Source organism: Rhodococcus sp. MS16, assembly GCF_013277795.1.
GTDB lineage: Bacteria > Actinomycetota > Actinomycetes > Mycobacteriales > Mycobacteriaceae > Rhodococcus_F > Rhodococcus_F globerula.
In genome coordinates this window covers 1-22371 of record NZ_VBTM01000029.1, presented here as the reverse complement: position 1 = coordinate 22371, position 22371 = coordinate 1, and the positions used below count along the sequence as shown (strand labels likewise).

16 protein-coding genes and 4 pseudogenes are annotated in these 22371 nt (G+C 59.0%); 11 read left to right on the top strand and 9 right to left on the bottom strand.

Annotated features, from left to right (window positions below; all coding sequences use genetic code 11):
• Positions 1 to 261: 261 nt before the first annotated feature.
• The 3 genes from FEZ60_RS31900 to FEZ60_RS31890 are packed head-to-tail and all read right to left on the bottom strand — an operon-like array spanning position 262 to position 3193.
• Positions 262 to 1743, bottom strand: coding sequence for an MFS transporter (locus tag FEZ60_RS31900; protein WP_172937921.1), 1482 nt, complete (start codon positions 1741 to 1743; stop codon positions 262 to 264).
• A complete protein-coding gene (locus tag FEZ60_RS31895; RefSeq protein WP_233365641.1) occupies positions 1740 to 2363 on the bottom strand; it encodes a nuclear transport factor 2 family protein in 624 nt (207 codons plus the stop codon). Before FEZ60_RS31895 ends, FEZ60_RS31900 begins: the two co-directional genes overlap by 4 nt.
• Positions 2360 to 3193, bottom strand: coding sequence for an LLM class F420-dependent oxidoreductase (locus FEZ60_RS31890; RefSeq protein ID WP_172937920.1), 834 nt, complete (start codon positions 3191 to 3193; stop codon positions 2360 to 2362). The genes FEZ60_RS31895 and FEZ60_RS31890 overlap by 4 nt, the downstream gene beginning before the upstream one ends.
• Positions 3194 to 3844: 651 nt before the next feature.
• Between FEZ60_RS31890 and FEZ60_RS31885 the strand changes: the two are divergent.
• A pseudogene (locus FEZ60_RS31885) lies at positions 3845 to 4537 on the top strand (IS6 family transposase).
• A 65-nt stretch (positions 4538 to 4602) separates the two neighbouring features.
• Entirely contained in the window at positions 4603 to 4896 is a 294-nt protein-coding gene (locus FEZ60_RS32280) for a hypothetical protein (RefSeq protein ID WP_202026736.1), read from the top strand.
• 310 nt (positions 4897 to 5206) lie between these two features.
• Here FEZ60_RS32280 and FEZ60_RS31875 read toward each other — a convergent pair whose 3' ends face one another.
• Positions 5207 to 5422 carry a hypothetical protein gene (locus FEZ60_RS31875; RefSeq protein WP_172937919.1) on the bottom strand — a complete coding sequence of 72 codons (216 nt, stop codon included), beginning with the start codon at positions 5420 to 5422 and terminating at the stop codon, positions 5207 to 5209.
• A 655-nt stretch (positions 5423 to 6077) separates the two neighbouring features.
• Here FEZ60_RS31875 and FEZ60_RS31870 point away from each other — a divergent pair.
• The 6 genes from FEZ60_RS31870 to FEZ60_RS31845 are packed head-to-tail and all read left to right on the top strand — an operon-like array spanning position 6078 to position 12167.
• The gene (locus tag FEZ60_RS31870) at positions 6078 to 7157 is read left to right on the top strand and encodes a phosphotransferase family protein (protein ID WP_172937918.1); all 1080 of its coding nucleotides are present in this window, start codon (positions 6078 to 6080) and stop codon (positions 7155 to 7157) included.
• A gap of 34 nt (positions 7158 to 7191) precedes the next feature.
• Positions 7192 to 8421 carry an acyl-CoA dehydrogenase family protein gene (locus tag FEZ60_RS31865; protein ID WP_172937917.1) on the top strand — a complete coding sequence of 410 codons (1230 nt, stop codon included), beginning with the start codon at positions 7192 to 7194 and terminating at the stop codon, positions 8419 to 8421.
• Positions 8418 to 9221, top strand: a complete 804-nt coding sequence (locus FEZ60_RS31860; protein WP_172937916.1) for an enoyl-CoA hydratase-related protein — start codon at positions 8418 to 8420, stop codon at positions 9219 to 9221. Before FEZ60_RS31865 ends, FEZ60_RS31860 begins: the two co-directional genes overlap by 4 nt.
• Before the next feature lie 44 nt (positions 9222 to 9265).
• On the top strand, positions 9266 to 10243 hold the full coding sequence (locus FEZ60_RS31855) for a nitronate monooxygenase family protein (RefSeq protein WP_172937915.1): 978 nt from the start codon (positions 9266 to 9268) through the stop codon (positions 10241 to 10243).
• A 1-nt stretch (position 10244) separates the two neighbouring features.
• A complete protein-coding gene (locus tag FEZ60_RS31850) occupies positions 10245 to 11852 on the top strand; it encodes an acyl-CoA synthetase (protein ID WP_172937914.1) in 1608 nt (535 codons plus the stop codon).
• 39 nt (positions 11853 to 11891) lie between these two features.
• Positions 11892 to 12167 carry a hypothetical protein gene (locus FEZ60_RS31845; RefSeq protein ID WP_172937913.1) on the top strand — a complete coding sequence of 92 codons (276 nt, stop codon included), beginning with the start codon at positions 11892 to 11894 and terminating at the stop codon, positions 12165 to 12167.
• A 320-nt stretch (positions 12168 to 12487) separates the two neighbouring features.
• Here FEZ60_RS31845 and FEZ60_RS31840 read toward each other — a convergent pair.
• A pseudogene (locus FEZ60_RS31840) lies at positions 12488 to 12918 on the bottom strand (FAD-binding protein); the annotation flags it as partial.
• A gap of 66 nt (positions 12919 to 12984) precedes the next feature.
• Between FEZ60_RS31840 and FEZ60_RS31835 the strand changes: the two are divergent.
• From FEZ60_RS31835 to FEZ60_RS31820, 3 genes and pseudogenes are all read left to right on the top strand, one after another.
• On the top strand, positions 12985 to 13404 hold the full coding sequence (locus tag FEZ60_RS31835) for a transposase (RefSeq protein WP_172937912.1): 420 nt from the start codon (positions 12985 to 12987) through the stop codon (positions 13402 to 13404).
• A gap of 1369 nt (positions 13405 to 14773) precedes the next feature.
• Positions 14774 to 16786, top strand: a complete 2013-nt coding sequence (locus tag FEZ60_RS31825; protein ID WP_172937924.1) for an NAD(P)/FAD-dependent oxidoreductase — start codon at positions 14774 to 14776, stop codon at positions 16784 to 16786.
• A 911-nt stretch (positions 16787 to 17697) separates the two neighbouring features.
• Positions 17698 to 18846: pseudogene (locus FEZ60_RS31820) on the top strand (IS3 family transposase).
• 297 nt (positions 18847 to 19143) lie between these two features.
• On the opposite strand, the gene FEZ60_RS31815 reads toward FEZ60_RS31820, so the two are convergent.
• The 4 genes and pseudogenes from FEZ60_RS31815 to FEZ60_RS31800 form a co-directional block, all read right to left on the bottom strand.
• Positions 19144 to 19668 carry a nuclear transport factor 2 family protein gene (locus tag FEZ60_RS31815; protein ID WP_233365634.1) on the bottom strand — a complete coding sequence of 175 codons (525 nt, stop codon included), beginning with the start codon at positions 19666 to 19668 and terminating at the stop codon, positions 19144 to 19146.
• A 268-nt stretch (positions 19669 to 19936) separates the two neighbouring features.
• Entirely contained in the window at positions 19937 to 20905 is a 969-nt protein-coding gene (locus FEZ60_RS31810; protein ID WP_172937910.1) for an alpha/beta hydrolase, read from the bottom strand.
• A 73-nt stretch (positions 20906 to 20978) separates the two neighbouring features.
• Complete coding sequence (locus tag FEZ60_RS31805; RefSeq protein WP_346343433.1) at positions 20979 to 21491, bottom strand: hypothetical protein; 513 nt, start codon at positions 21489 to 21491, stop codon at positions 20979 to 20981.
• 110 nt (positions 21492 to 21601) lie between these two features.
• Positions 21602 to 22201, bottom strand: a pseudogene (locus FEZ60_RS31800) (SDR family NAD(P)-dependent oxidoreductase); the annotation flags it as partial.
• Positions 22202 to 22371: the final 170 nt, after the last annotated feature.

The window sequence follows — 22371 nt, the reverse complement described above, 5'->3', positions numbered from 1 at the left end:
GAATTCCCGACATCCGGAACCTCGACCAGCACGTTCTTCGCGATATCGGCCTAAACCGCACGATACCTGCGGCTACCGACAGAGTTTGCGGTCGGAAAGTGTGTTGAACAGGCGGTTTCGGTGAGAGAGTGCGATAACGAGGTGGCGCTGGTTTCCGGTGTTGTGAGCCCATCAGCTGCCAAGCGATTACGCGGTAGTGGCCGACTTGGGTGACCGTCTGCGCCCTCGGCCTAGGCGGTGGTGAGCGCTGGGTCGGAGGGCTTACGTCGTGGATGGAGTAGGTTTCCGATCCGTGGACCTCCGGGTGAAAAACATCATCACCACAGTGGTCGCGGCGGTAGCAACCGTGGCTGCGGCCGAGATCCAAAACATCGCGGCAAAGGCGTTGTATGCCGGGTAGATCTCGCTGCCTGCCTGGACGACCCAGATCGTCGACATTGCAGCCAACGTCGCGCTGGCTGCTGAGGTGCCTATCGATCGCAGGAGCGCATTGAGCCCGTTCGCCGATGCCGTCTCCGATATCGGGACTGCCCGCATGATCAAAGTCTGTATCGCGGCCCCTGTGAGAACAAGTCCCATACCTATCAATGTTGCCCCAACCAGGATTTGCCAGAGCGTGTGACTGAAGAAGACGCGCACGACGAAGGACACGGACAGTTGGATTGATGCGATCAAGAGAACCGACCGTGCACCGAACCGCCCGATCGCTCGGGACGCGACGGGTGCCATTACAACGCCTGCCAAAGTCGTCGGAATCATCCATAAACCAGCTTCGAGGATGTTCATGCCGATGCCGAATCCGGTGGTAACTGGCATTTGGAGGAGTTGGATGGTGACCAGGAAGTTACTGAACAAAGCGAAGCCGATCAACGCCGAACAGGTGTTGACCAGCAGGACAGGCGGACGTGCGGCGAGCCGTACGTCGACCAGGGGTGATGGGGACCGCAGCTGAAGGGGAACCCAGAGCACGAGGAGAAATATCCCCATCCCGGCCGAGGACAGAGTCTCCCATTCACTCCAGCCCCACTGGCTTCCTTTGGACAGCACAAGTAGCAGTGAGATGAGTGCGGCGGCGAGGACAAAGGCGCCGATGTAGTCGAAAGTGGTTCGCGCCTGCACACCAGATTCGGGGACCACCTTCGCGATCACGATGAACAGCAATGATCCGCTCAGCGCCGTCACCCAGAAAACGGCGTGCCAGTCTAGAGAGTTGACGATAATCCCTGCCAGTGGCAGCCCGGCGGCGGATCCGATCGCCAATGACGCGCTCATTGTTGCGATTCCTCCGGGCACTCGTTCCCTGGGGAGCACGTCCCGCATGGTTGCGGTCGCAACGGGGACCATCGCCAGACCGCATCCCTGCATAGCGCGGGCGATGATGAGAAGCGGGAACGCTTCGGTGGCACCGCCGAGCACGGAACCTGTCACAACGATCACCAAGGTGATCATGATCATGCGTTTCTTACCGAACATGTCGGCCAAGCGCCCTATCAGCGGTGTGACGACTGCTCCCGTCACCAGTGTGACAGTGACCAACCAGGACGCATTGCTCGCCGACGTATCAAGCAGAGATGGAAGGTTAGGCAGGAGAGGAAGAATCATCGTCTGCTGCAGCGTCATCACGATGCCACAGAGTGCCAGTACCAGAACGACAGTACGAGATGACCTTGCGGTGCCTCGACTTGTGAGGGCGATGGAATCGGCTGCCGAGTCGGGAACCGCCTTTATGTTATGGACGGTCACGGTCGGCCTGTGGATCTCACGCGAAAGGCTGACAGAGGAATTCCGTTGCCGCTGTGGGTGTTCACTAACCCTTTCGAGATCGTGTAGGAAGGATCTGTGCGGGCTGTGCGGCCTGCGGTGGTTGCATTCGATCCGGGGGTGCCCGGAGTTGCGGTGATCCCGGTGGTCAGGTCCCGCACGACTCGGCGGTCGGCAATCCGCCAGAATCCGTCGCTACCACGCGCGAACCTGTCGACGTACCTGCTGTGTCCGACATAGTTTCTCGCCGAATCATCGAACGGCTCCTGCCAGTGGTAGGAGAGCACGTAGGACTCGGCCGTGGCCACATCCCCATCCACCTCGCACAGGTGATTCGCGAGCACATGCCGAGTACCGCTCATCTGCTCGAGCGCCGGCCAACACCACGCGATGAACTCGTCCACGGTTCCGGTGAAACCGACATGATGGTCGAGAGCCCCGTCCTGATAACAGCTGCGAACGAGGTCAGCATCGACACGGTCGATACCGCGGCAGTAACGCAAGACCACGTCATGGATCGCTCGGCGATCGAGCAATACCTGCAACTCGGAATCCAAACCAGAACCCCGAGCCAACGTGCCAGAGCTGTCGACGGAAGTCACAGATTGAACCTCGTGGCGACCTCGTCGAGCGTTTTCATCGCCTCAGCTTCGGAACCGTCTCCGACGCCCCAGCATGCGTCCGTGACTCCGGCGGCCTCGTACTCGTCGAGACGCTCGGGGTCCGGAGCCAATGCCCGAATGATCGGTGCGCCACTGCGTCCGGCGGCAGCCCAGGCATCGGCGAGTTCGCTTGCGCGCGCTACCACGTCATCGGTGCGGGGTGTGCTCATCCATCCGTCCGCGTGCGCGGCGATCCAGGCTAGTGTCTTCGGACCTGCCTCGGCTCCGATGGTCAGTGGTATGTGGCGTTCAGGTTTCGGCCACGCCCAGGACGCGCCGAAGGAGACGAATTCACCCTCGTAGGAAGCCTCTTCCTGCGTCCACAGCGCACGCATCGCCTCGATGTGTTCCTTGAGAACGGTACGGCGCCGGTTGAATGGGACCCCATGGTGTGCCAATTCGTCAGCATTCCAACCGAATCCGGCACATATGCTCACCCGTCCGCCAGACAGGAAATCAAGTGTCGCGAGAGTTTTCGCCAGGGCAATAGGATCGTGCTGCACCGGCAGCGCTACAGCCGTTGACAATTCGATCTTCTCAGTGACTGCGGCCGCCGTAGCGAGTGCGATCCATGGATCCAGGGTGCGCATGTACCGATCATCCGGCAGAGTCTCATCCCCGGTTCCCGGATGCGGAGCCTCCCGTTTCACCGGGATATGAGTGTGCTCGGGTACATAGATAGCGTCGAATCCTCGCTCTTCTGCTGCTTGTGCCAGCCGCGCCGGCATGATTCCTCGGTCACTGGTGAACAACACCACTCCATGTCGCATTCGCCGACGATTACAGAGCGCGCTTGGACAATCAAGAGAGTATTCCAATAGGCGGACATATGGGATCCGATTGCGCAAAAGCAGCTTCAACGGATAATGCAACAGATCGCAGGCCCATCCCGGCCGATACACAACGGACGCGCCGGGACCCACCCGCACAACAGAATTGAAGCTCGAAAGCCTCGCGCTGACTACTCGACAGTGGTACGAAACCGCGACCACTTTGTGCGCAACTGCTGGTGGTACGCGCATTCGACACCGAGGCGGAAGCTAGTTCGAACAATCACTCGCATATGACCTCGCGCGAGTGCGCAACGATGCCGACCGCCGTCATGTGACCGAATGGGGTGCAATATCGAGCAGAGACGAAATGTTCCACGATCAAAGATTCCGTGGAGTCGATCGTCATCGGATCTCGCCGTTGGCAGATCGGCCATCTGCACAGGTCAAGATGCGAGACTCGGACTCTCCTGCTTCGCGGCTTCGCGATAACACCCCTCGATGACCAAACATCCACCAGGACTGAGCATCTCCTACAACCGACCCAACGTTGCCTTCAGAGGCAGTGATGGAGCACCGGGACGAGAGTGATGGCACTGTCACGTTGTTTAGCTCGCTGCAACTAAGAGAATGGATGAGGTGAGCAACGAAATGCCGTCGCACAGAGGCCACCGCTACCCGGCCGAGATCATCAACCACTGCGTCTGATTCTACTTCCGATTCCCACTCAGCTTCCGCCAAGTCGAGGAACTCGTGCTCGAACGCGGTGTCGCCGTCAGCTCCGAGACGATCCGCCGGTGGTGCGCCAAGTCGGGCAGGCCTACGCCAACCAACTGCGCCGACGTCAGGCACAGCCCGGCGACACGCGGCATCTCGACGAGGTGTTCATCCGTATCAATGGTCGGCAACATCATATGTGGTGTGCAGTCGACCAGCACGGCACTGTGCTCGACGTGCTGATCCAGTCCCGCCGAAACGGCGACGCCGCCAAACGATTCTTCCGTAAGCTACTCAAGGGCTTGCACTATGTGTCGCGGCTGATCGTTACCGACAAGCTGACTAGGTACAGCTTCGCCCGCCGTGAGTTGTGGCCCTCGGTCGAGCATCGCCGATCCAAGTATTTGAACAGTCGGGTAGAGAATTCCCATCAGCCGACCGGACAGCGGAAGCGGGCCACGAAACGCTTCAAACGCGCAACGATTCCTGTCTGCGTACACCTCGATCTCACCGCGTTTCCGGACCCGCCGGCATCGACTGACCGCGCCTAAGTGGCGCACCCAGATGGCCGACCGATTCGTGGTCGGGCAGGAGTCACCGCGAGCGGTGTTGCCTTGTGAAACATGAACAACCCCAATGGGATTACCTCACCACATACTTCAAAACAACGGCGCCGCTCTTTCTTTCAAAACGTGACAGTGCCGGCTGCCGAGTATGCCGGACGCGGCCGGACGCCGGTGCTGGTGATCGACGAAGCGCATTCGCTCGACAACGCGCAGATGGATTCGCCGGTCGTGGCGCAGCTGGTCGGACAACCTACGCTGCGGCATCGATTCGTCTCGGCCTTCGGGTGGCACTCGATCAACGTATCGCGGTCCGCTACAGCCTTGCCGGGCTGGAACCTGCCGATTCCGCGGAACATCCGTCACCACTCCGCGATCGCGGGCGTTCCGATACGTTGTTCTCCGATCATGCGGTGTCCTTGATTCATAATGCGGCACGGCGTTATCCACGGGTGGTGAACAACCTGGCAGGGCACGCGTTGACTTCGGCGAAGTCGGCGATTGTTGAGGAGAAGTCCGCTCGGATCGCTGTTACGGAAAGCTGTCACGAGAGAGTCATTCATTCTGCGACATCGCTATGCGGAGGGTGCCGTCATCGAGCATAGGTAGGTCTCCGACCATTCACGCGGCCGGGGCCATTCTGCATCAACGTCGTCGCCAATAACGATGACGTGTCGTGTGCATCCTCAGTGACTGGCAATACGTAGCCTGGCTGCGCGGGGTTGAACGGCTGTCAAGCCGACGGAGGAAGCAGCTTTCGTGCGGGCGCTCGGGATTCCAAGAGCAGCTCAGCCCTGTTGTGGCCGCTGTTGCTCAGTACCGCATCGTCGTACCCCTTCACAATCACGATGCGCCCGTCGGCGATATTCGCAAACCCTCGGGAGGCGACGTCACTGGGCTCCGAAACCTGAGGACCCGGCAAGTCCATGTTGAGATCCGCCCGCGTCATAGCCTAGGTCCTAGTACTCCATACCGAAGTGGCGGAACAGCTCGGTTAGAGCAACGGAACAGTGCCGCGATGGTGGGACAAGCTTGTTGAGCAAGACGCGACGGCATGCTTGACCGAACCAGGCAGGACTTTCGCCACGATCAACTCATTCTAAAGCTCCGTGAGCACCCGCCCGAGACGGATGCGTAACCGAAGGAACCGCAATTCGACCCAGACGGTATCGGCACCCCAACATCATCTCCCAGAAGTCGCATAGACCCCAGCCCGGAACTGCAGAGCGGCGTCTGCACTTGTAGCGCATGGCCATAATCACCGTCGTCATCGCTTGGGATCCCATTGCACGGGAATAAGTCTCGATATTGTGGCGGTGCACGCTTAGCGTCGCAGCTATGTGGTTCAGTGAGATGAATTTAGGAGAACCTTGACAACAGACTCCGCTATGTCATGAGCGAAGGTCATCGTCGGCTTGGTAGGGGTCGGGTCCTGCTCTGGGATGACTGCGGTCCTGGCCTCCAGCGAGCTCGGTATGTTCATCGCTCATAGCGGAGAAGACGCCGCATTTGGGTGGTTCAACCGCACATAGCTCAGTTGACTATCGACCCAATCCCAAACGATCGTGTGGCAAATGATGCAACCGAAAGAAAGTGCACACCGAATGACCATGTCCCAGGCCGATGCGAGCGTCAGTGAACCAACAATCTCAGGTCTCGACCTCGAAGCGCTCACCCGTTACCTTGACCAAGAGATTGCTGGTGGCATCCAAGGAGAACTGACCGCATCGCTCATCAGTGGTGGGCGATCCAATCCCACCTACCGACTCTCAGATTCCGTCCGCACCTGGGTACTCCGCCGTCCACCGTTCGGGCACGTACTGCCAAGCGCACACGATATGAAGCGTGAGTTCACAGTGATCCGCGCCCTCGCGCCCACCCCCGTCCCGGTACCTGAGGCGGTACTCCTCTGCGAGGACAAACAGGTATTGGGCGCGTCGTTCTATCTGATGGAACTTATCGACGGCGATTCGATCGGTACCCCGGAACTGGCATCACGCCTGTCTATCAATGATCGGCGACGTGCAGGAATGGCACTGGCGGATGTCCTCGCGGATCTGCATCAGGTGGATCCGACCACGGTAGGGCTGAGCAGATTCGGGCGGCCGGATGGCTACCTCGAACGTCAGCTCGATCGATGGTCACAACAGTGGGAAGCATCGCGCACCACGGATCGGCCGGAGGTTGCTGTCCTGCTCGACAAGCTTCGTCGGTCTTTGCCCACTACTCGCTTCCCTGGCATCGTGCACGGCGATGTGAAACTCGACAATGTTCTGGTCTCGAAAGCCGATCCCGGCATAATCGTCGCGGTACTCGACTGGGAGATGTCGACGTTGGGTGACACCATCGCTGACGTCGGAATCATGCTCAGTTTCTGGGACCAGCCGGGGACCGTTGATAACCCGATAACCAAAGGCCTGTCGAGGATGGATGGCTTCCCCACTCGCACAGAACTTCTCGATCGATATGCCTCACAGCGAGGTATCGAGCTGCCGGAAATTGATTGGTACACGGTCTTCGCCGACTTCAAGATCGCCGTAATCCTCGAAGGCATTAGCGCCCGTCACCGACAAGGAGAAACAGTCGGCGACGGCTTCGACGACGTCGGCGACATGGTCGGTCCGCTCCTACAGCGAGCACTTGACCTGGCCGCCGCCTCGCCTGTTCACAAACTTCGCCGCTGAGCGCGGCACCCCACTCAAGATTGGAACCACAGAAGTGGATTTCGAATACAGCCCCAAGGTCATCAGACTACAGAAGAAACTAACCGAGTTCATGCAGACTCGGGTCTTGCCTGCCGAGGCGATCGCAGCCAAGCAAATCGCTGACAAGCCAAACCACTGGGGCGCACCGCCGATCGTGACCGAACTCAAAGCTGCGGCCAAGAACGCCGGCCTGTGGAACCTCTTCCTTCCGGAAAAAGGCGGCGCGGGCCTGACCAACCTCGAGTACGCACCGCTCGCTGAATTGACCGGTTGGAGCCCCCAGCTGGCACCGGAATCGCTCAACTGCAACCCGCCCGACACCGGCAATATGGAATTGTTAGCCCGCTTCGGCACGGACGAACAAAAGGCGCGATGGCTCGAGCCGTTGCTTGCCGGTGAAATACGTTCCTGCTTCTCCATGACCGAACCGGATGTCGCCAGCTCCGACGCCGCGAACGTACGACTCGCGATCGCCGAGGATGGCGACGACTGGGTCCTCACCGGCCGCAAGTGGTGGTCCAGCGCTGCCATGCGCGAAGACTGCCGCATCGCGTTGGTCATGGGCATCACCGATCCGGACGCACCAGCAGGATCGCGACACTCCATTGTCCTCGTTCCGATGGACACCCCAGGGGTCAACATCATTCGGTCCACCAGCGTCCTCGGCTTCGACGATCGCCACGAGGGTGGCCACGCCGAGATCTTCTACGATCACGTCCGCGTGCCGAAAGCCAACCTGCTCGGCGAGCGCGGCAAGGGCTTCGCCGTCGCGCAGGCACGCCTGGGACCCGGCCGAATTCACCATTGCATGCGCCTGATCGGGATGGCAGAGCGTGCAATTGCACTGATGACCGAACGAGCTCGCACCCGAGTCGCTTTCGGCAAAGCACTCTCCGAGGAAGGCGTCGTACAAGCCACGATCGCCGACGCCCGTGTCAAAGTTGACGCAGCCCGGCTGATGGTATTGCGCGCCGCGTGGCGGATGGACGTCAACGGCCCCAAGGAAGCCCGCCACGACATCGCTGCCGCCAAGATCATGGTGCCGCTCACTGTAAAGTGGATCGTCGACGAAGCGATGCAGATCTTCGGCGGCGCCGGAATGTCTCAGGACACCCCGCTGGCCATGCTCTACTCACAGGCCCGGTTCCTCCAGATCGCCGACGGACCTGATCAGGTGCACCGGCGTTCGCTTGCCCGTACCGAGTTCAAGGCCACCCCCGCGCTGAAGGAAGTTCGCGGATGAGCGGCAACTACAAGACTCTCGTCGTCACCCGGCCTCGACCCGGTGTGGTACTTGCCACGCTCTCGCGCCCCGAGCGAATGAATGCCATCACATTCGAGATGTTCGACGAGTTCATTGCACTTCAGAACGAGGTCGACGCGGACCCCGCCGCACGTGTGCTGGTGCTCACCGGAGCTGGGCGTGGTTTCTGCGCTGGTCTCGACCTGGATGAAGCGGCCACTCTTCCCGACATGCCCGCCGCGGATATGCTTGCCGGACAAGAACACTGGGCTGCATCGATCAGTGGCTTTCGCACCATGAACACCCCGGTCATCGCCGCAGTCAACGGTGCCGCCGCTGGAGCCGGGATGGGACTCGCTCTCGCAGCAGACATTCGCGTCGCCTCCGATTCGGTGAAATTCAACGCGGCATTCGTCAAGATCGGCCTCTCGGGTGGAGATGTGGGGACATCGTGGGCGCTACCACGCATCGTCGGTCTGTCTCGTTCGTCGGAGATCCTGCTCACCGGCCGGTTCGTCGATGCCGCAGAAAGCGAGCGCATCGGGCTCGTCTCCCGAGTCGTCCCGATCGATCAACTCCTCGAAGCCGCGTACGAGATCGCCGACGCAATCGCATCGAACAGCCCGTTCGGGATGCGCTTGACCAAGAAGGTCCTGAACGAGAACGTCGACGCACCGTCGCTGGGCGCAGCGCTCGCCGTCGAAAACCGCAATCAGGTTCTCGCCACCCGTACCGCAGATATGCGCGAAGCACTTGCCTCCTTCCGCGAAAAACGGACTCCCGTCTTCATCGGCCGCTGATTCAGCGACGCAAACAGCTAACAGCTAACAGACAGAGGCATCCCATGTTCAAGACGTCTTTCACCAAAACCTTCGGCATCGAGCACCCCATCGTGTGCGGCGGCATGACCGCCGTGGGAACCGCAGAACTCATCTCCGCCGTCGCCAACGCGGGCGCACTCGGCTTCCTTGCAGCATTGACTCAGCCCACACCCGAAGGCCTCGCGAAGGAAATTGCGCGCACCCAAGAGCTGACCGACAAGCCTTTCGGCGTCAACCTCACGATCCTGCCCACCATCAAACCCGTTCCGTACGAGGAGTACCGCGACGCGATCATCGAAGGTGGCGTCAAGATCGTCGAAACCGCGGGCGCCAATCCTGCTCCCCACATCCCTGCGTTCAAGGCAGCCGGAGTGAAGGTAATTCACAAAGCCGTGGCGGTTCGCCATGCAATCAAGGCAGAGAAGCTTGGTGTCGACGCAATCAGCATCGACGGCTTCGAATGCGCCGGCCACCCCGGTGAGGACGACATTCCCGGCCTCGTGTTGATTCCCGCTGCCGCCCGTCAGTTGAGCATCCCCATCATTGCATCCGGTGGCTTCGCAAATGGCGCTGGACTGGTAGCTGCCCTGGCACTCGGTGCGGCAGCCGTAAACATGGGAACACGCTTCGTCGCGACAACGGAAGCCCCCGTTCACGAGAACGTCAAGAAGCAGATTGTCGCCAACGACGAACGCGCAACGCAGATCGTATTTCGGGAGTTCCACAACTCAGCACGCGTTGCCCGCAATGCTATTTCCGAGGAGATCGCCGTGATCTCCCGCCGACCGGGCGCTACCTTCGCAGATATAGCACATCTGGCCGCCGGGCAGCGCGGCCGAACCGAGGTGCTCGGCAATGGAAACATGGATGACGGCATGTGGTGGGCCAGTCAAGCTCAGGGCCTAATTCACGAAGTAGCAAGCTGCGCAGAGGTTGTCGACCGAATCATGGCCGATGCTCAAGGCTTGGTCTCGAAGACCCTCCGAGATCTGGTGAGCTGAGATGCTGACGGCGGATGGCGGTGGGACACGAGCGGTGACGACCACTCTCGCGGATGCCCGGGGGCAGACGATCAGCGACATTCCCAGACGGTCTGCTGCCCGGTTCCCGGGCAAGACGGCGATCGTGCACCGCGATGTGCGCCTGACCTTCAGCGAATTCGATGCCTTGGTGGACAAGGTGGCAGCCTCGTTGCACGAGGAGGGATTACGGAAAGGCGACACGCTAGCGCTCCTGTCCCACAACTGCTGGCAGTTTCCAGTAATCAACTTCGCGACCGCCAGAATCGGCGTGATCCTCGTGCCCGTCAATTTCATGCTCACTGGCGGGGAGATCGCCTACATCCTCGACGATTGCCAGGCAGACGCGTTCGTGGTCGAAGACACACTCGTTCCAGTAGCCGAAGCGGCGATCGCAGCCTCCCAGGGCACAGTGCGGATTCGCAGTGTAATCAAGCTCGGCGACACTGAGACATCCCACCATTGGACCGCATTCACGACCTGGACAGACAGCGAACCTTCCGCGGCTCCCGACGTACGCGTCGGAGACGACGATGTCATTCGAATTATGTACACCTCAGGCACAGAATCCCGCCCCAAGGGCACGCTGCTAACGAGCCGGTCCTTGATGTGGCAATACGTAAGTTGTGTTGTCACTGGCGGAATGAGCAGTGACGACATCGAAGTCCATGCTCTTCCCCTCTACCATTGCGCGCAGCTGGACAACTTCCTCAGCACTGACATATATCTGGGCGCGACAAGCATCATCGTCGACGGACCTGATCCCGATGCTCTCCTGCGCACCATCGAACGGGAACGAGTGACGAATCTGTTCTCACCGCCCACTGTGTGGATCTCGTTGCTGCGCTCGAAGTTGTTCGACATCGTGGATCTGAGCTCGCTCGCCAAGGGCTACTACGGGGCGTCCGCACTACCGCTCGAAATCCTCCAGGAAATGGAGCGCCGAATGCCCGGAATTCGCCTATGGAACTTCTATGGACAGACTGAAATGGCCTCACTGGCAACGGCACTCGGACCGGAGGATCAGAAGACCAGGGGCGGGTCCGCCGGCCGGTCGGCACTGAACGTCGAGACCCGTATCGTCGACGAGTACGATCACCCGCTGCCATCCGGCGAGGTGGGCGAGATCGTGCATCGCAGTCCGCACGCCACTCTCGGGTACCTCAACCAACCAGAGAAAACGGCAGAGGCGTTCCGCGCCGGTTGGTTTCACTCCGGAGACCTCGGATACTTCGATGCCGATGGTTACCTCTGGGTCGTAGATCGCAAGAAGGACATGATCAAGACGGGCGGCGAGAACGTAGCCACCCGTGAGGTCGAGGAGGTCCTATACCAGCTCGACGGAGTAGCCGAAGCTGCGGTTTTCGCGGTGCCCCATCCCCGGTGGATTGAGGCGGTAACTGCGGTTGTGGTGCCGCGCGAGAGTGTTGAACTCGACGAGGACTACATTCTTTCGCACTGTCGTACTGAACTCGCAGCATTCAAGGTACCGAAGTACGTCGTCGTCGCCGACTCGCTGCCCAAGAACCCCAGCGGGAAGATCCTCAAACGAAAGCTCCGGGACACGTTCAACTCACTCGCCGACAGCTGAAAAACCCTCACGTCCCGCCATGCTTGAAGAGGAGGATCAATGGTCGGCGCATATGGTGGCAACGGCGGGCGAAGCCCTGATTTGTGGCCGAGCAGGTACGGAGCCGATGACCGGATCGGTTCGCGCAACGCGCTCAATCCTTTTCGAACCTTGGCCTCGCTGCGGATCCCGAAGTCCGGGGTTGGGCATCGAATCGATGAGGCCCTGGGTGTCAACGTACTTCCCCACCGAACTACGCGGACCGCAGTCGGCTGGTCCAACGGTATGGGCCGTCCCCGCCCATCCTCACTCCGTCGCTGGCCGGGTGGATTCTGACTGCTGCGCAGTCCTCAGCCGCCACGATGCAAGGACCAGGAAGCGAAATGAGCACAAGACTTCAACGACTGACACCACGTGAATTGAACGACGAACAACGTCGCCAAAGGAATTACGCGTCCTGCGCTCGTCGAACACCCTGTTCCTACCGGACGACCCCAATGAACGGCTCGCACTCGAATTGGTCCGCACCTGCTCGATCGCCGCGTCGTCGTCCCAAGCTCCACCGCCGACCGCATATTGGAGATAGCTCACGATACGATTTGGCTCTTCACTCCCGAGAGTGAAGAGCCAAATCATGTCTGAGAAGAAGTGTTACGTCATCTTCGCCATATCCATGAAGCGAGGTGCGAGAACAATACGCTCGCCCCGATGGGGTTGCCGCCCCGGGGTAAACACGCCCGCTTGGAGCCGCCATGGTGTTACCGGCCGCGTACAGGCCAATGATCGGTATCGCTGTCGAGCGGAGGACGCGACCCGAAATATCAGTGCGCAGGCCGCCCTTGGTACCGAGGTCGGCAATACCGAAAGCGACTGCGTGGAGAGGACCTTGATTAATGGAGGCCAAGGGCTTCTCGTCATTGGTGAAGACACTGTTGCAAGCCTGACCGCCGCGCGAAGTCCTCGTCGTCGTCTGAGCCAACCAGTGCGTCGAATCGTTTGACCGTCTCGAGCAGATTGTCGACCGGAACATCGATAGCGATCGCGAGGTCCTCCAAAGTGTCTCCGCCGTACGCCACAGTCCGGCATTTTGAGACAAATTTTGCGCCGGCACACCGAGACAGCAGGACTAAGGGGTCCGCTGGAGGATGTTCACATGTCCCGCACGGAGGTCTTTTACAACCGAGCACAAGGTCGAAGCCGCCCGCCGGGCGATCGTTCCGGCCGCACCATCTCCGAAGTCTCCCGCGACCTCGGAGTGAACGAGAACTTACTCGGACAGTGGGTCGCCGACGAACGACGACGCATCGATGCTGCCGCAACGTCCGGAGATCAACTGTTGACCGCCGCGGAACGTACCGCACTGGCGCGCCTGCGCAAGCAGGCCTCCGAGCAGGAGAAAGACGTCGCGTTCGGTGAAAAAGTCCGCGTACATTGCGGCGAATCAACAGGAATAGAGCTCTACTCGTTGATCATTGCGGAGTGCGCACACTTCGCGATCCACTTCGATGGCGCGACTCCTCAATGTCTCGCCTCCGGCTTCCACAAGCACCAAGGACACAGTGTCCGAACGTGATTGGGTGAACGGCAACAGCGGCATGCGAACCTGGAAGTGAAGATCTTCGACATCCACAGAGAATCGAAAGGCGTGTACGGATCCCGCGCGGATCACCGCTAAACTTCACGGCGGCGGGGGGATCATCACCGGGAAGCCCGTCGCGAAGATCATGCGGTCACTCGGCATCGTCGGGATCAGCCCGCGCTCGTTCAAGTTTCGCAGCACCATCGTCGATCCGTTCGCCTCACTCCCGGATGACCTGGCGCAACGACGGTTAGATCAGGGCCGGCTCGATTCCGTCGGGAGATCTGACATCACGTGTCTGACCTGTGGTGAAGATGACATGTACCTCCTGTACGCGATCAAGGAATAGCACTCGAAAAGGGTTCTGGGATAGTCGGTTGCGATCATATACGCACCGAACTGGTCATCAAGGCCTTGGACATGGCTCTAGCAGCTCGCAACGGTGACGTCACGGGCACAATCATGAACTCGGACAGAGGAAGTCAATAGACGGCGGAAATCATCAAGCAGGCGCGCGAACGGTACGCGTTGCGCCGTACTATTAGAGATACCAGAATATGCTGGGATAACACCGGTGCGGAGAGTCTGTGGTCGACATTCAAACACGACTACTACCGATACACATTCACCTATGCATCGGAATTAATTGCCGCAGTTGACAACTGGATGCACATCCACAATACTCGCCGGATACACTCCACGATCGGGATGCTCAGCCCCACCAACTTCGAAAAATCACTGACCGCGACCCTGATGGCCGCGTGGCCATTGTCCACCTTCGAGGTGAACCTCAGTGCACGCCTTCACCGAGGAACATCGTGCCCCCCAAGGGAGTGCCTTATTCTCTCCAGGTCACGGCAAGTAGGATCGTGTGCCTCAAAACCGGACCCGAGCGGGCAGAAGCGTGCCCGCGCATTAAGAATGCTCCCGCCCGACAAAGTGGGTAATTAACACCCGCGGGTTGCAGGTAGACCCCTCCCACTCTGCGCCTTTCACTGACGCCCGGAAGTCGTTGTCCGGCAATGACTCCTACAATGAGAAGATGACCATCGAAGCTCGCCAAGACACACGGAGAAACCAGACCGCTCACGTCACGATCGTAAAGGTGCTGTTCTGATCGGGCAGCGTCAACCCTAGGCGTACACCCGCTAGCAACGGTGAGCAGCATCCCGCCACCGTCGGCACCACCGCGAAATAGCAAAATACCGTTTTCACCTGGGATGAGTTAGTCCGCTGAGCGGTCAACCCTCTTGCCCGCGATTCGAAAATGCGATTGGTTGATGTTATCTGTTTAAAAGCCCCTGCGCGAAATATCGCCGATGACTACGAGCAGTTGACGATTTCGACAATGAAGGGATTTCATATGACCACGACCTATTCGCAAAACGGCACCGTTGCAGCTGGGCAGGTGACAGCCGCCGATCTAGACACGGCTATTGCCGCCGCAGACCCCGGAGCGTTGTTGATGGCCATGGTGCACGCTTCCGGTGACCTATCGTTGATCGACGAGTTCGAAGAACGACTCGACACCGCTCAACGTGCTTTGGCTACAGACGGTTCGGCCTCACAGACCCACTACGGAGCCCATTCCGGTGCCAACGCTGTACTTCCGGGTCAATTCCCCGCGGAGGTCGCCGATGAAGTGCGGACGCGGGCCAAGGCGATACTGAAAGTCGACTTGGAAGTTGCTCTGAATATTCCGGATGTTCTGGACGCGTCAATGTTCCGGAGGATGGCGGCGTTGTGCACCGCGAGCGTCGTAGATGATGAGTTCGTTCCCCTACTGCTCGAACAGTCGGGATTCCAAACCAGTCAGCGGTGCGTCCCGGTGACGAAAGCGCCACCAGCTGACTTCGACGTGATTGTCATCGGGGCAGGGATGGTAGGGCTGAACGCTGCGATCAAGTTGGAGGAAGCCGGATTCCGGTACACAGTCTTCGAAGCCGCCGAAGGCATCGGCGGCACCTGGTGGCATAACACGTATCCGGGCGCGGCAGTGGACACACCGAGTCACTACTACTCGTACTCGTTCGAGTTGAACCCGGACTGGACCAAGTACTACCCTCCGGGGCCCGAGTACCTCGAGTACATGCGGGCGGTGGCTGCGAAGTACGATCTGCACCGCAACATCAGACTGTCCACGTCGGTGTTGTCCGCAGACTGGGACGAGGACAACCAGAGATGGACCGTTGTAACCCTGTCCACGGATGGGACGACAGAACGGCACAACGCTCAGGCTATCGTCACCGCACTCGGCATGCTCAACGCACCGAACATTCCCGATGTGGAAGGGCTGGATACCTTCGAAGGACCGGTCATGCACACAGCCCAGTGGGATCCACAGATAGACCTCTCGGGAAAGAGGGTTACCGTCCTCGGAACCGGGTGCACCGCCGTCCAGGTGGTACCGAATATCGTTGACCAGGTCACGCATCTCGATGCCGTAGTACGTAGTCCTCACTGGATCGTGCCCGAGAAGGCCGTCGTCAACGCGGTCCCCGAGGGGGAGCGATGGGCAATGCGACACCTCCCATATTTCCAGGAATGGTTCAGGCTCAAAGCGTACTGGCTCGCCTCCGACAATCTCTATCCCATGCCGCGAATCGACCCTGAATGGGCTGCAACGCATCTATCCGCATCACAACCCAACGACAGAGTTATGCAGACGGCATTGCAATACCTAGTGAAGTCCTTTCCCGACCGACCCGACCTGATCGAAAAGCTGATGCCGGACTTCCGCCCGTACGCCAAACGAATCGTCAAGGACCCCGGGTTCTTCGAGGCGCTCAACCGAGAAAACGTCACCCTGCACCGCGCGTCGTTCGCCCGTGTCCACCCCAACGGAGTCACGACCACCGAAGGTAACTTCATCGAAGCCGACGTGATCATTCTCGCGACCGGCTTCAAGCTCGAATTCGTGACGTCGATCGACATCACCGGCCGAGACGGCAAGAAACTCGCCGAGTTGTGGGACCATGGCAACGACCCGCGAGCATACCTCGGGATCCAAGTGCCGGGATTCCCGAACCTGTTCGTCACCGCAGGACCGAATTCCGGCCCGAATCACGGTGCCGGCCACAACATATTGAGTGAAGAACACGTCCACTACATCGTCGAGTGCCTGCAATACCTCGTCGAAAGCGGAAACGCGTCGATTGATGTCAAGCCCGAGGCACTCGAGGAATACAACCGGAGAGTGGACGCGGCACTCGACCTCACCGTGTGGGCACATCCCGGCGCAAAAGTATCCGGCTATTACCGCAATCGTCAGGGTCGACCAGTCACCCCATGCCCCTGGCGTCTGGTCGATTACTGGACAATGTTGCGCGAGCCGACGATCGAAGACATGACCTTCACGAGCACATCACTTGGATAAACGAACCACGCTGCAACTGAACATGTTCGTCACTACTCCGAAGCGATCGCCGGCCCTCCGCACCGCCCGGTACCGACTGAGACTTCCAGAACTACGGACCAATAGGGTCATCTGCGAATTCGCAGACCGTGTGGCACACGCGGCCACGACCTCGATGCATTCCAAATCGAACCAGCGATCGCGGCAGCTAGCCTCGTGCTTCACTGCAATTTGCCGGAAACCCGCCGCCACCAACAGTCCCGCGGCGGCGGGTGAAGTCCGCGTGTCGCACCAATTCCTTACAGCGGCCCTAGGGCACCGCACAGCCCAAATGCCCCGGAAGATCTACCCGAGCTCATACAATGACACTTGGTAACTGCTTCCAACCCACTATGGGAATGACCTCGGCGGGCCGGCCGTGACTGAAGTCGCCTGGCGTTCCGATACGCTCATCAGGAATGTCTGCCCAGCCTTCTTGGGACACCTAGGCTGTTCATTGAAATGTGTATTGGGTGCTGGTCGCGGCAAGGTCAGCGGGTGACCGACAGGGACGCTTCTCACCAAAACGCAGGGGCCGCAACTGAGAACGACACCTGCACATGACAGCACGGTCGGCGGAGGATTGCGCCCACTTCACTGGCTGCTCATCCAATGCATCCAGACAGGCCGACAAACAATAGACGGGTCCGTGGTTCAATCGCTGCACTCTGCGCGGTAGGTCCGGGGATCACCGTATCGAGGAATCGACCTTGCGTTGCCTGCATTCAACGTCGCCGCCGAAATCGTAGTGCCATTCACAGACACAACCAACGAAGACTTCTAGTTCAATGCCGACTGGGCAGGTCACTCACACGAATTCTGCGATTGACCTGCCCCAGGATCTCTTACCCATTTCTGTGTGAAGATCGAGCCCCGCTGACAGGCTTCGGTACATGCCGCGACCGTATCCGCCGGAGTTCCGACTCCGGGGCCCGTAGCCCTCGTCCGTGCCGGCGAACCGATCAACACTGCCGCAATAGAACTCGGCATCAGCGCCGCCACGCTCCACTAGTAGGTGCGCCAAGATCAAGTCAACCGGAGCGAACGGCCCGGTCTCACGACAACAGAATCGGCGCGGTTGTCGAAGGCGAACAAGCGGCTCTTTCCAGCTCGAGGCCGAGATCGAAATCCTCCGCACCGCCGCGATACTGTTCAGGGAGAACCGCCCGGCCCCAGAAGGATTCACCCGGTGATCGACTCCCTCGTCGACGCTGGGCGTTCGGTGAAAGTCTGCTGTTGACTTCTCGGCGTCAGCCGCTCCGGCTGTTACATGAACAAGACCCGGCCGATGTCACCGTCGCGGATGCGCCGTCAGTAGTTCACTGGTTTGATCCGCGAAGTCCACACGGCTTCGCGACAGACCTATGGGTCTCGACGTGTGCATGCGGAACTCACGCGCGGTATGGACATCGTGGTCAGTGAGAACCTCGGCGCCGAACTTCATGAGGCTCGCCGGCATCGTCGGCTTGCCTGGTCCGACGAAGGTCAAGCGGTTGAAGGGTGTCGCGACGGCCGACGATCTCGTGCACCGGAAGTTTCATCGTATCTCACCAAATGAGTTGTGGGTCACTGATATTACGGAAAATCCGACGAGTGAAGGAAACGTGTTCCTGCTGTGCGGCGAGAGGACTCGTTCAGTCGGAAGATCGTTGGCTGGTCTATCGATAGCTGCCAGGATTCGACCCTGGTGGTAAGTGCCTGGGATAAGGCAATCAAGAATCGCAGACCGCCTCCAGCCGGATTGTGCACGCCGTTCACGGAGTGCTGTTCACGTCCTAGGCATTCACTAACAAGATCCGTTCTGCAGACCTGATCCCCTCGTTCGGGACGATCGGTGACGGGTACGACAACGCGATAATGGTATCGCATCGGTCGTCGGTGCAGATCGAGTTGTTGAATCGGAAGAAGTGGCGGACCCGGCTCGATCTGGCGAATTCGACTACATCGAAATCTTCTGCAACCGTCAGAGGCGGCATTCGCAGATCGATGTGTCACTGATCGAGTACGAGTTACGCTTCGAGAACCCATTTGTTCCGGCTTGATCTTCACATCATCAGGGGTAACGAAAATTGTTGCAGGTCAACAAGTCAACCGAAGTGGGGGCAGTCCCCAGACATCCATAAACCCTCTGCTCGTCGAGCATCGACGAGCAGAGGCCCGCACACAACCAAGCAGATCATGCGATCCCAGAAGCGCTACATCACCCGACAACTGTACGGAACAATCGCCGCCAAATCCCGACGGTCCCACCCTGTATCGACTGGAGTTGGTGCCGATTTCGGTAGGCGTAAGATCGGCATTCGGGCACCTCGGAGTACGGCAGAAGTCGCACAATCAAATTATTGGGAGGCCGCCATATACACAAAAAAATTCGGCGTGTGGACCTCACGAAGACGAGTGAGACTTCGATAGCTGATCAACCAGGCGCCGTTCACTTTTCGATACTTTTCGTGGTAGTGGCCGTACCCGTGAAGGTGCTCCTCGGTCTCACCGTTCGTCCACCACAATTCGTCCTCCATGGCCCAGATTCCTGTAGCGGTAGTGTCGGAAGTGAGTGTAATTTCGGGAGTGTGACCGTGGTGGGCAGTCGTGATCACAGTCGGTCCACCCAGAACGCGCTCAATGGCGTTTCGAAGCGCATCACGACCAACAACCGGAGCGGGTGCCTCACTCTCCAGCTCTTCACTGTGTATGCGCCTACCGAAAGTTTCGCTCACTACGTCATCAGTATGGAAAGTGGGGTACAGGTCCCATCGCTTTGTGTCCATCACGCGCAAACGGGCCGCAAAGACTTGCTTGATCTCCTCGATGGCTAAAAGTTGTTCAGATGTATTGAGTGTCAGCACTTCCACTAATTCTGTCACTGGTCATCTCCGTTCGGATGATCTATATGTTGGTGGCCGCCGCCAACTACTGCAGTCAGCCTGCGAAATTGCAAGCTTGATCTCCGAGGGTGCTGTGAGCCCCCCGCGGAGAATCCTCTGAGGGTAGTCTCCCGCTTTGGGCGGCGAAGGTTTCAGAACCTTCAGATGCGCGAGCTCAGCGCCTGTGCGATCTGAGCAGTATGAGCCTGGCCCATCGATTCCAGTGGCGCCGTCGGTGAAAACTGCTGTGGTGGAGCCAAATCGGCGTTCAGCTTCGGACATCGTTACTCCCTCTGATAGGTCCATCGGAACCGCTACCGGCGGGATGAAGACTGGACTGAAGGAAATCGACGGTGCGCTCGAAGAGTTGTCGCGCAGGCTCGAGCGCTGCAGTCAGGGTGCCAAATCCGTGCATCATCCCCTCGTACCGCTCGATTTCTACTCGTGTGCCAGCTCGCATCATGCGGTGCGCGTACTCCTCGGTGGCATCACGGGTCGGGTCTATCTCCGCTGTCGCCACAAGTGCCGGCGGAAGGCCACTCAGATCGCGAGCCGAACCCGGATTCAGGTAAGGGGAACTACGTTTTACGTCACTGCCCACGTACAGGTCCCAAAACCACTCACAGTCAGCGGGTGTCAACATACTCGTCGAGTGTTCCGGATTGGAAATTCGCATCTCGGCCGTACCGTAGAAACTTACCTGGGCATCTGGCATTGGCAGTCCCATGTCCCGCAACTGCTGAGATAGAACAAAAACGATTGTTCCACCTGCACTTTCACCAGCTATGGCCATTCTCGCCCCGATGGTCTCGCCCAGTTCGGCAGGACGTGCCTTGATCCAGCACCACACTTCTCGGCAATCATCGATGGCAGCAGGATACGGATTCTCGGGAGCCAATCGGTAATCGACAGACACGATCACTACGTTCGCTGCAATGCTGAGTTTGCGGAGATATTCCTCGTTCTGATCCAGGCCACCCATCGTGAAGCCGCCGCTGTGCATCCATTGCACAACTGGGAGCCCCTGTTCCGGCGACGGCCGGTAGATACGAACAGGTACGTCTCCGAACGAAGTCGGAACTAACGCCCCACGAGACTCGAAAATGGGGGTGGTGGGAGGTACTGCACTTTGTTCGAGAATCCGGCGCAATTCTACGAGGGGCGTTCCACTCATCGAATTGGGGAAATGGGTGGCCGCGGCATCCACGATGTGCTGCGCGGCTGGTGACAGTGGCATTCGTTGTCCCTTCTACAAAGCACTGATCGGACCGGGTAAAGCGCACGCCAGACGAGGCGAACGCTCCGTAAACTCAGGTGATGTTCGTCGACAACGCCGAGTAGGCAACCGATTTCATGGTGTCCAGCACAACCTCGAGGCTCGCAAGCCGTAGTGCATCGTCGGTTTCCCACGCCACCCAATGCGCAAGCCCGCTCGAGACCGGATACGGCCGACCGTCGACGATTTTCGTCACAAAAATATATGACGAGAACTCGATGACGCCGTTTTTTCGATCCGTAACGAATACGTTGCTACTGTTGTGACGCAACGGATACGGGCTGGCCAGCCGATGCGCCTCCTGCCATTCCATTACCTGATTGGCCCCACTCAGATCACAACGAATAAAATCCTCATATTCCGTTGTCCCGGTGTCACTCCTGCAGCTGAAGGCAAAGTCGTCGACAATCAAAGCACGCAGTACTTCCGGCTGCCACTCATCGTAGTGGTACCACCAACTGCCCAGCAATTGGAGCAACTCGCTGACCACAAAATCTGGTTCACGTACGCGGGACGACATCTCTAAACTCCTCACTCGGCGATCCACGTTCCGATAATTGTGAAACACGCTGCACGAGTAGTGAGGATAATTTGAGTGCGCTCACGGGCGGAAGCGGTTGTTCCATTCAGGCGACACATACTATGTGCCGCCCGAATTTACATGCCGGCCGGAGCGATGTTGGGGTTCGCCCATGCAGGCGGTTCACGGCGTGGCATGGATCCCTGACCGTCCAATGTCTTGACATCGAGCTCGTTGTGCCACGGAAAATGCAAGCTGAACGCTACGAGCCCGGTCCGTTCATCGGTAGGAACAGTGCACATCGCGAGGACTGTCTCCACGAGGTATTCGACCGGTTCCGTCTCGTAACCTGTAGGAAGTAATGCATCGGCGCCCGGCGTCGAGATAGCTGTCGACGGCCCAACCACATTGACCGCTATGTTGTCGTCGAGCAGTTCCGCTGCGAGGCCCTGAGTCAAGCGATGCAGGGCGGCTTTGGTTGCCGCATAGATCACGTCACCCGAAGTCTTGTTGTACTCGCGGAACGGCCTGATCGGGCTCAGCCCTGTCGACGAACCGATATTCACGATCCATCCCGCGCCGCGGGAACGCATATGCGGGATTGCAGCTTGCGCCAGCACGAATGGCGCACGAATGTAATGCTCGATAGTTCGGTCGAACGTCTCGAGAGACATCTTCTCGACGGTCGAATAGTCGGCAAAACCAGCATTGTTGACCAGGGATGCGATACCGGAAGCTTGGTCCGCGTCCACATTCCCGCGTAGCGGGAGGCGACGTTGACCACACTGGCCACCGATGGACTAATACGAGTGATCAGCCTCACTGCGAGGCCAACTTTCCCTGCCCGTTCGCCGATCAGCTCTCTCACATCATCTCCTACAGCGAAATTTCTAGAAGTCGAAATCCA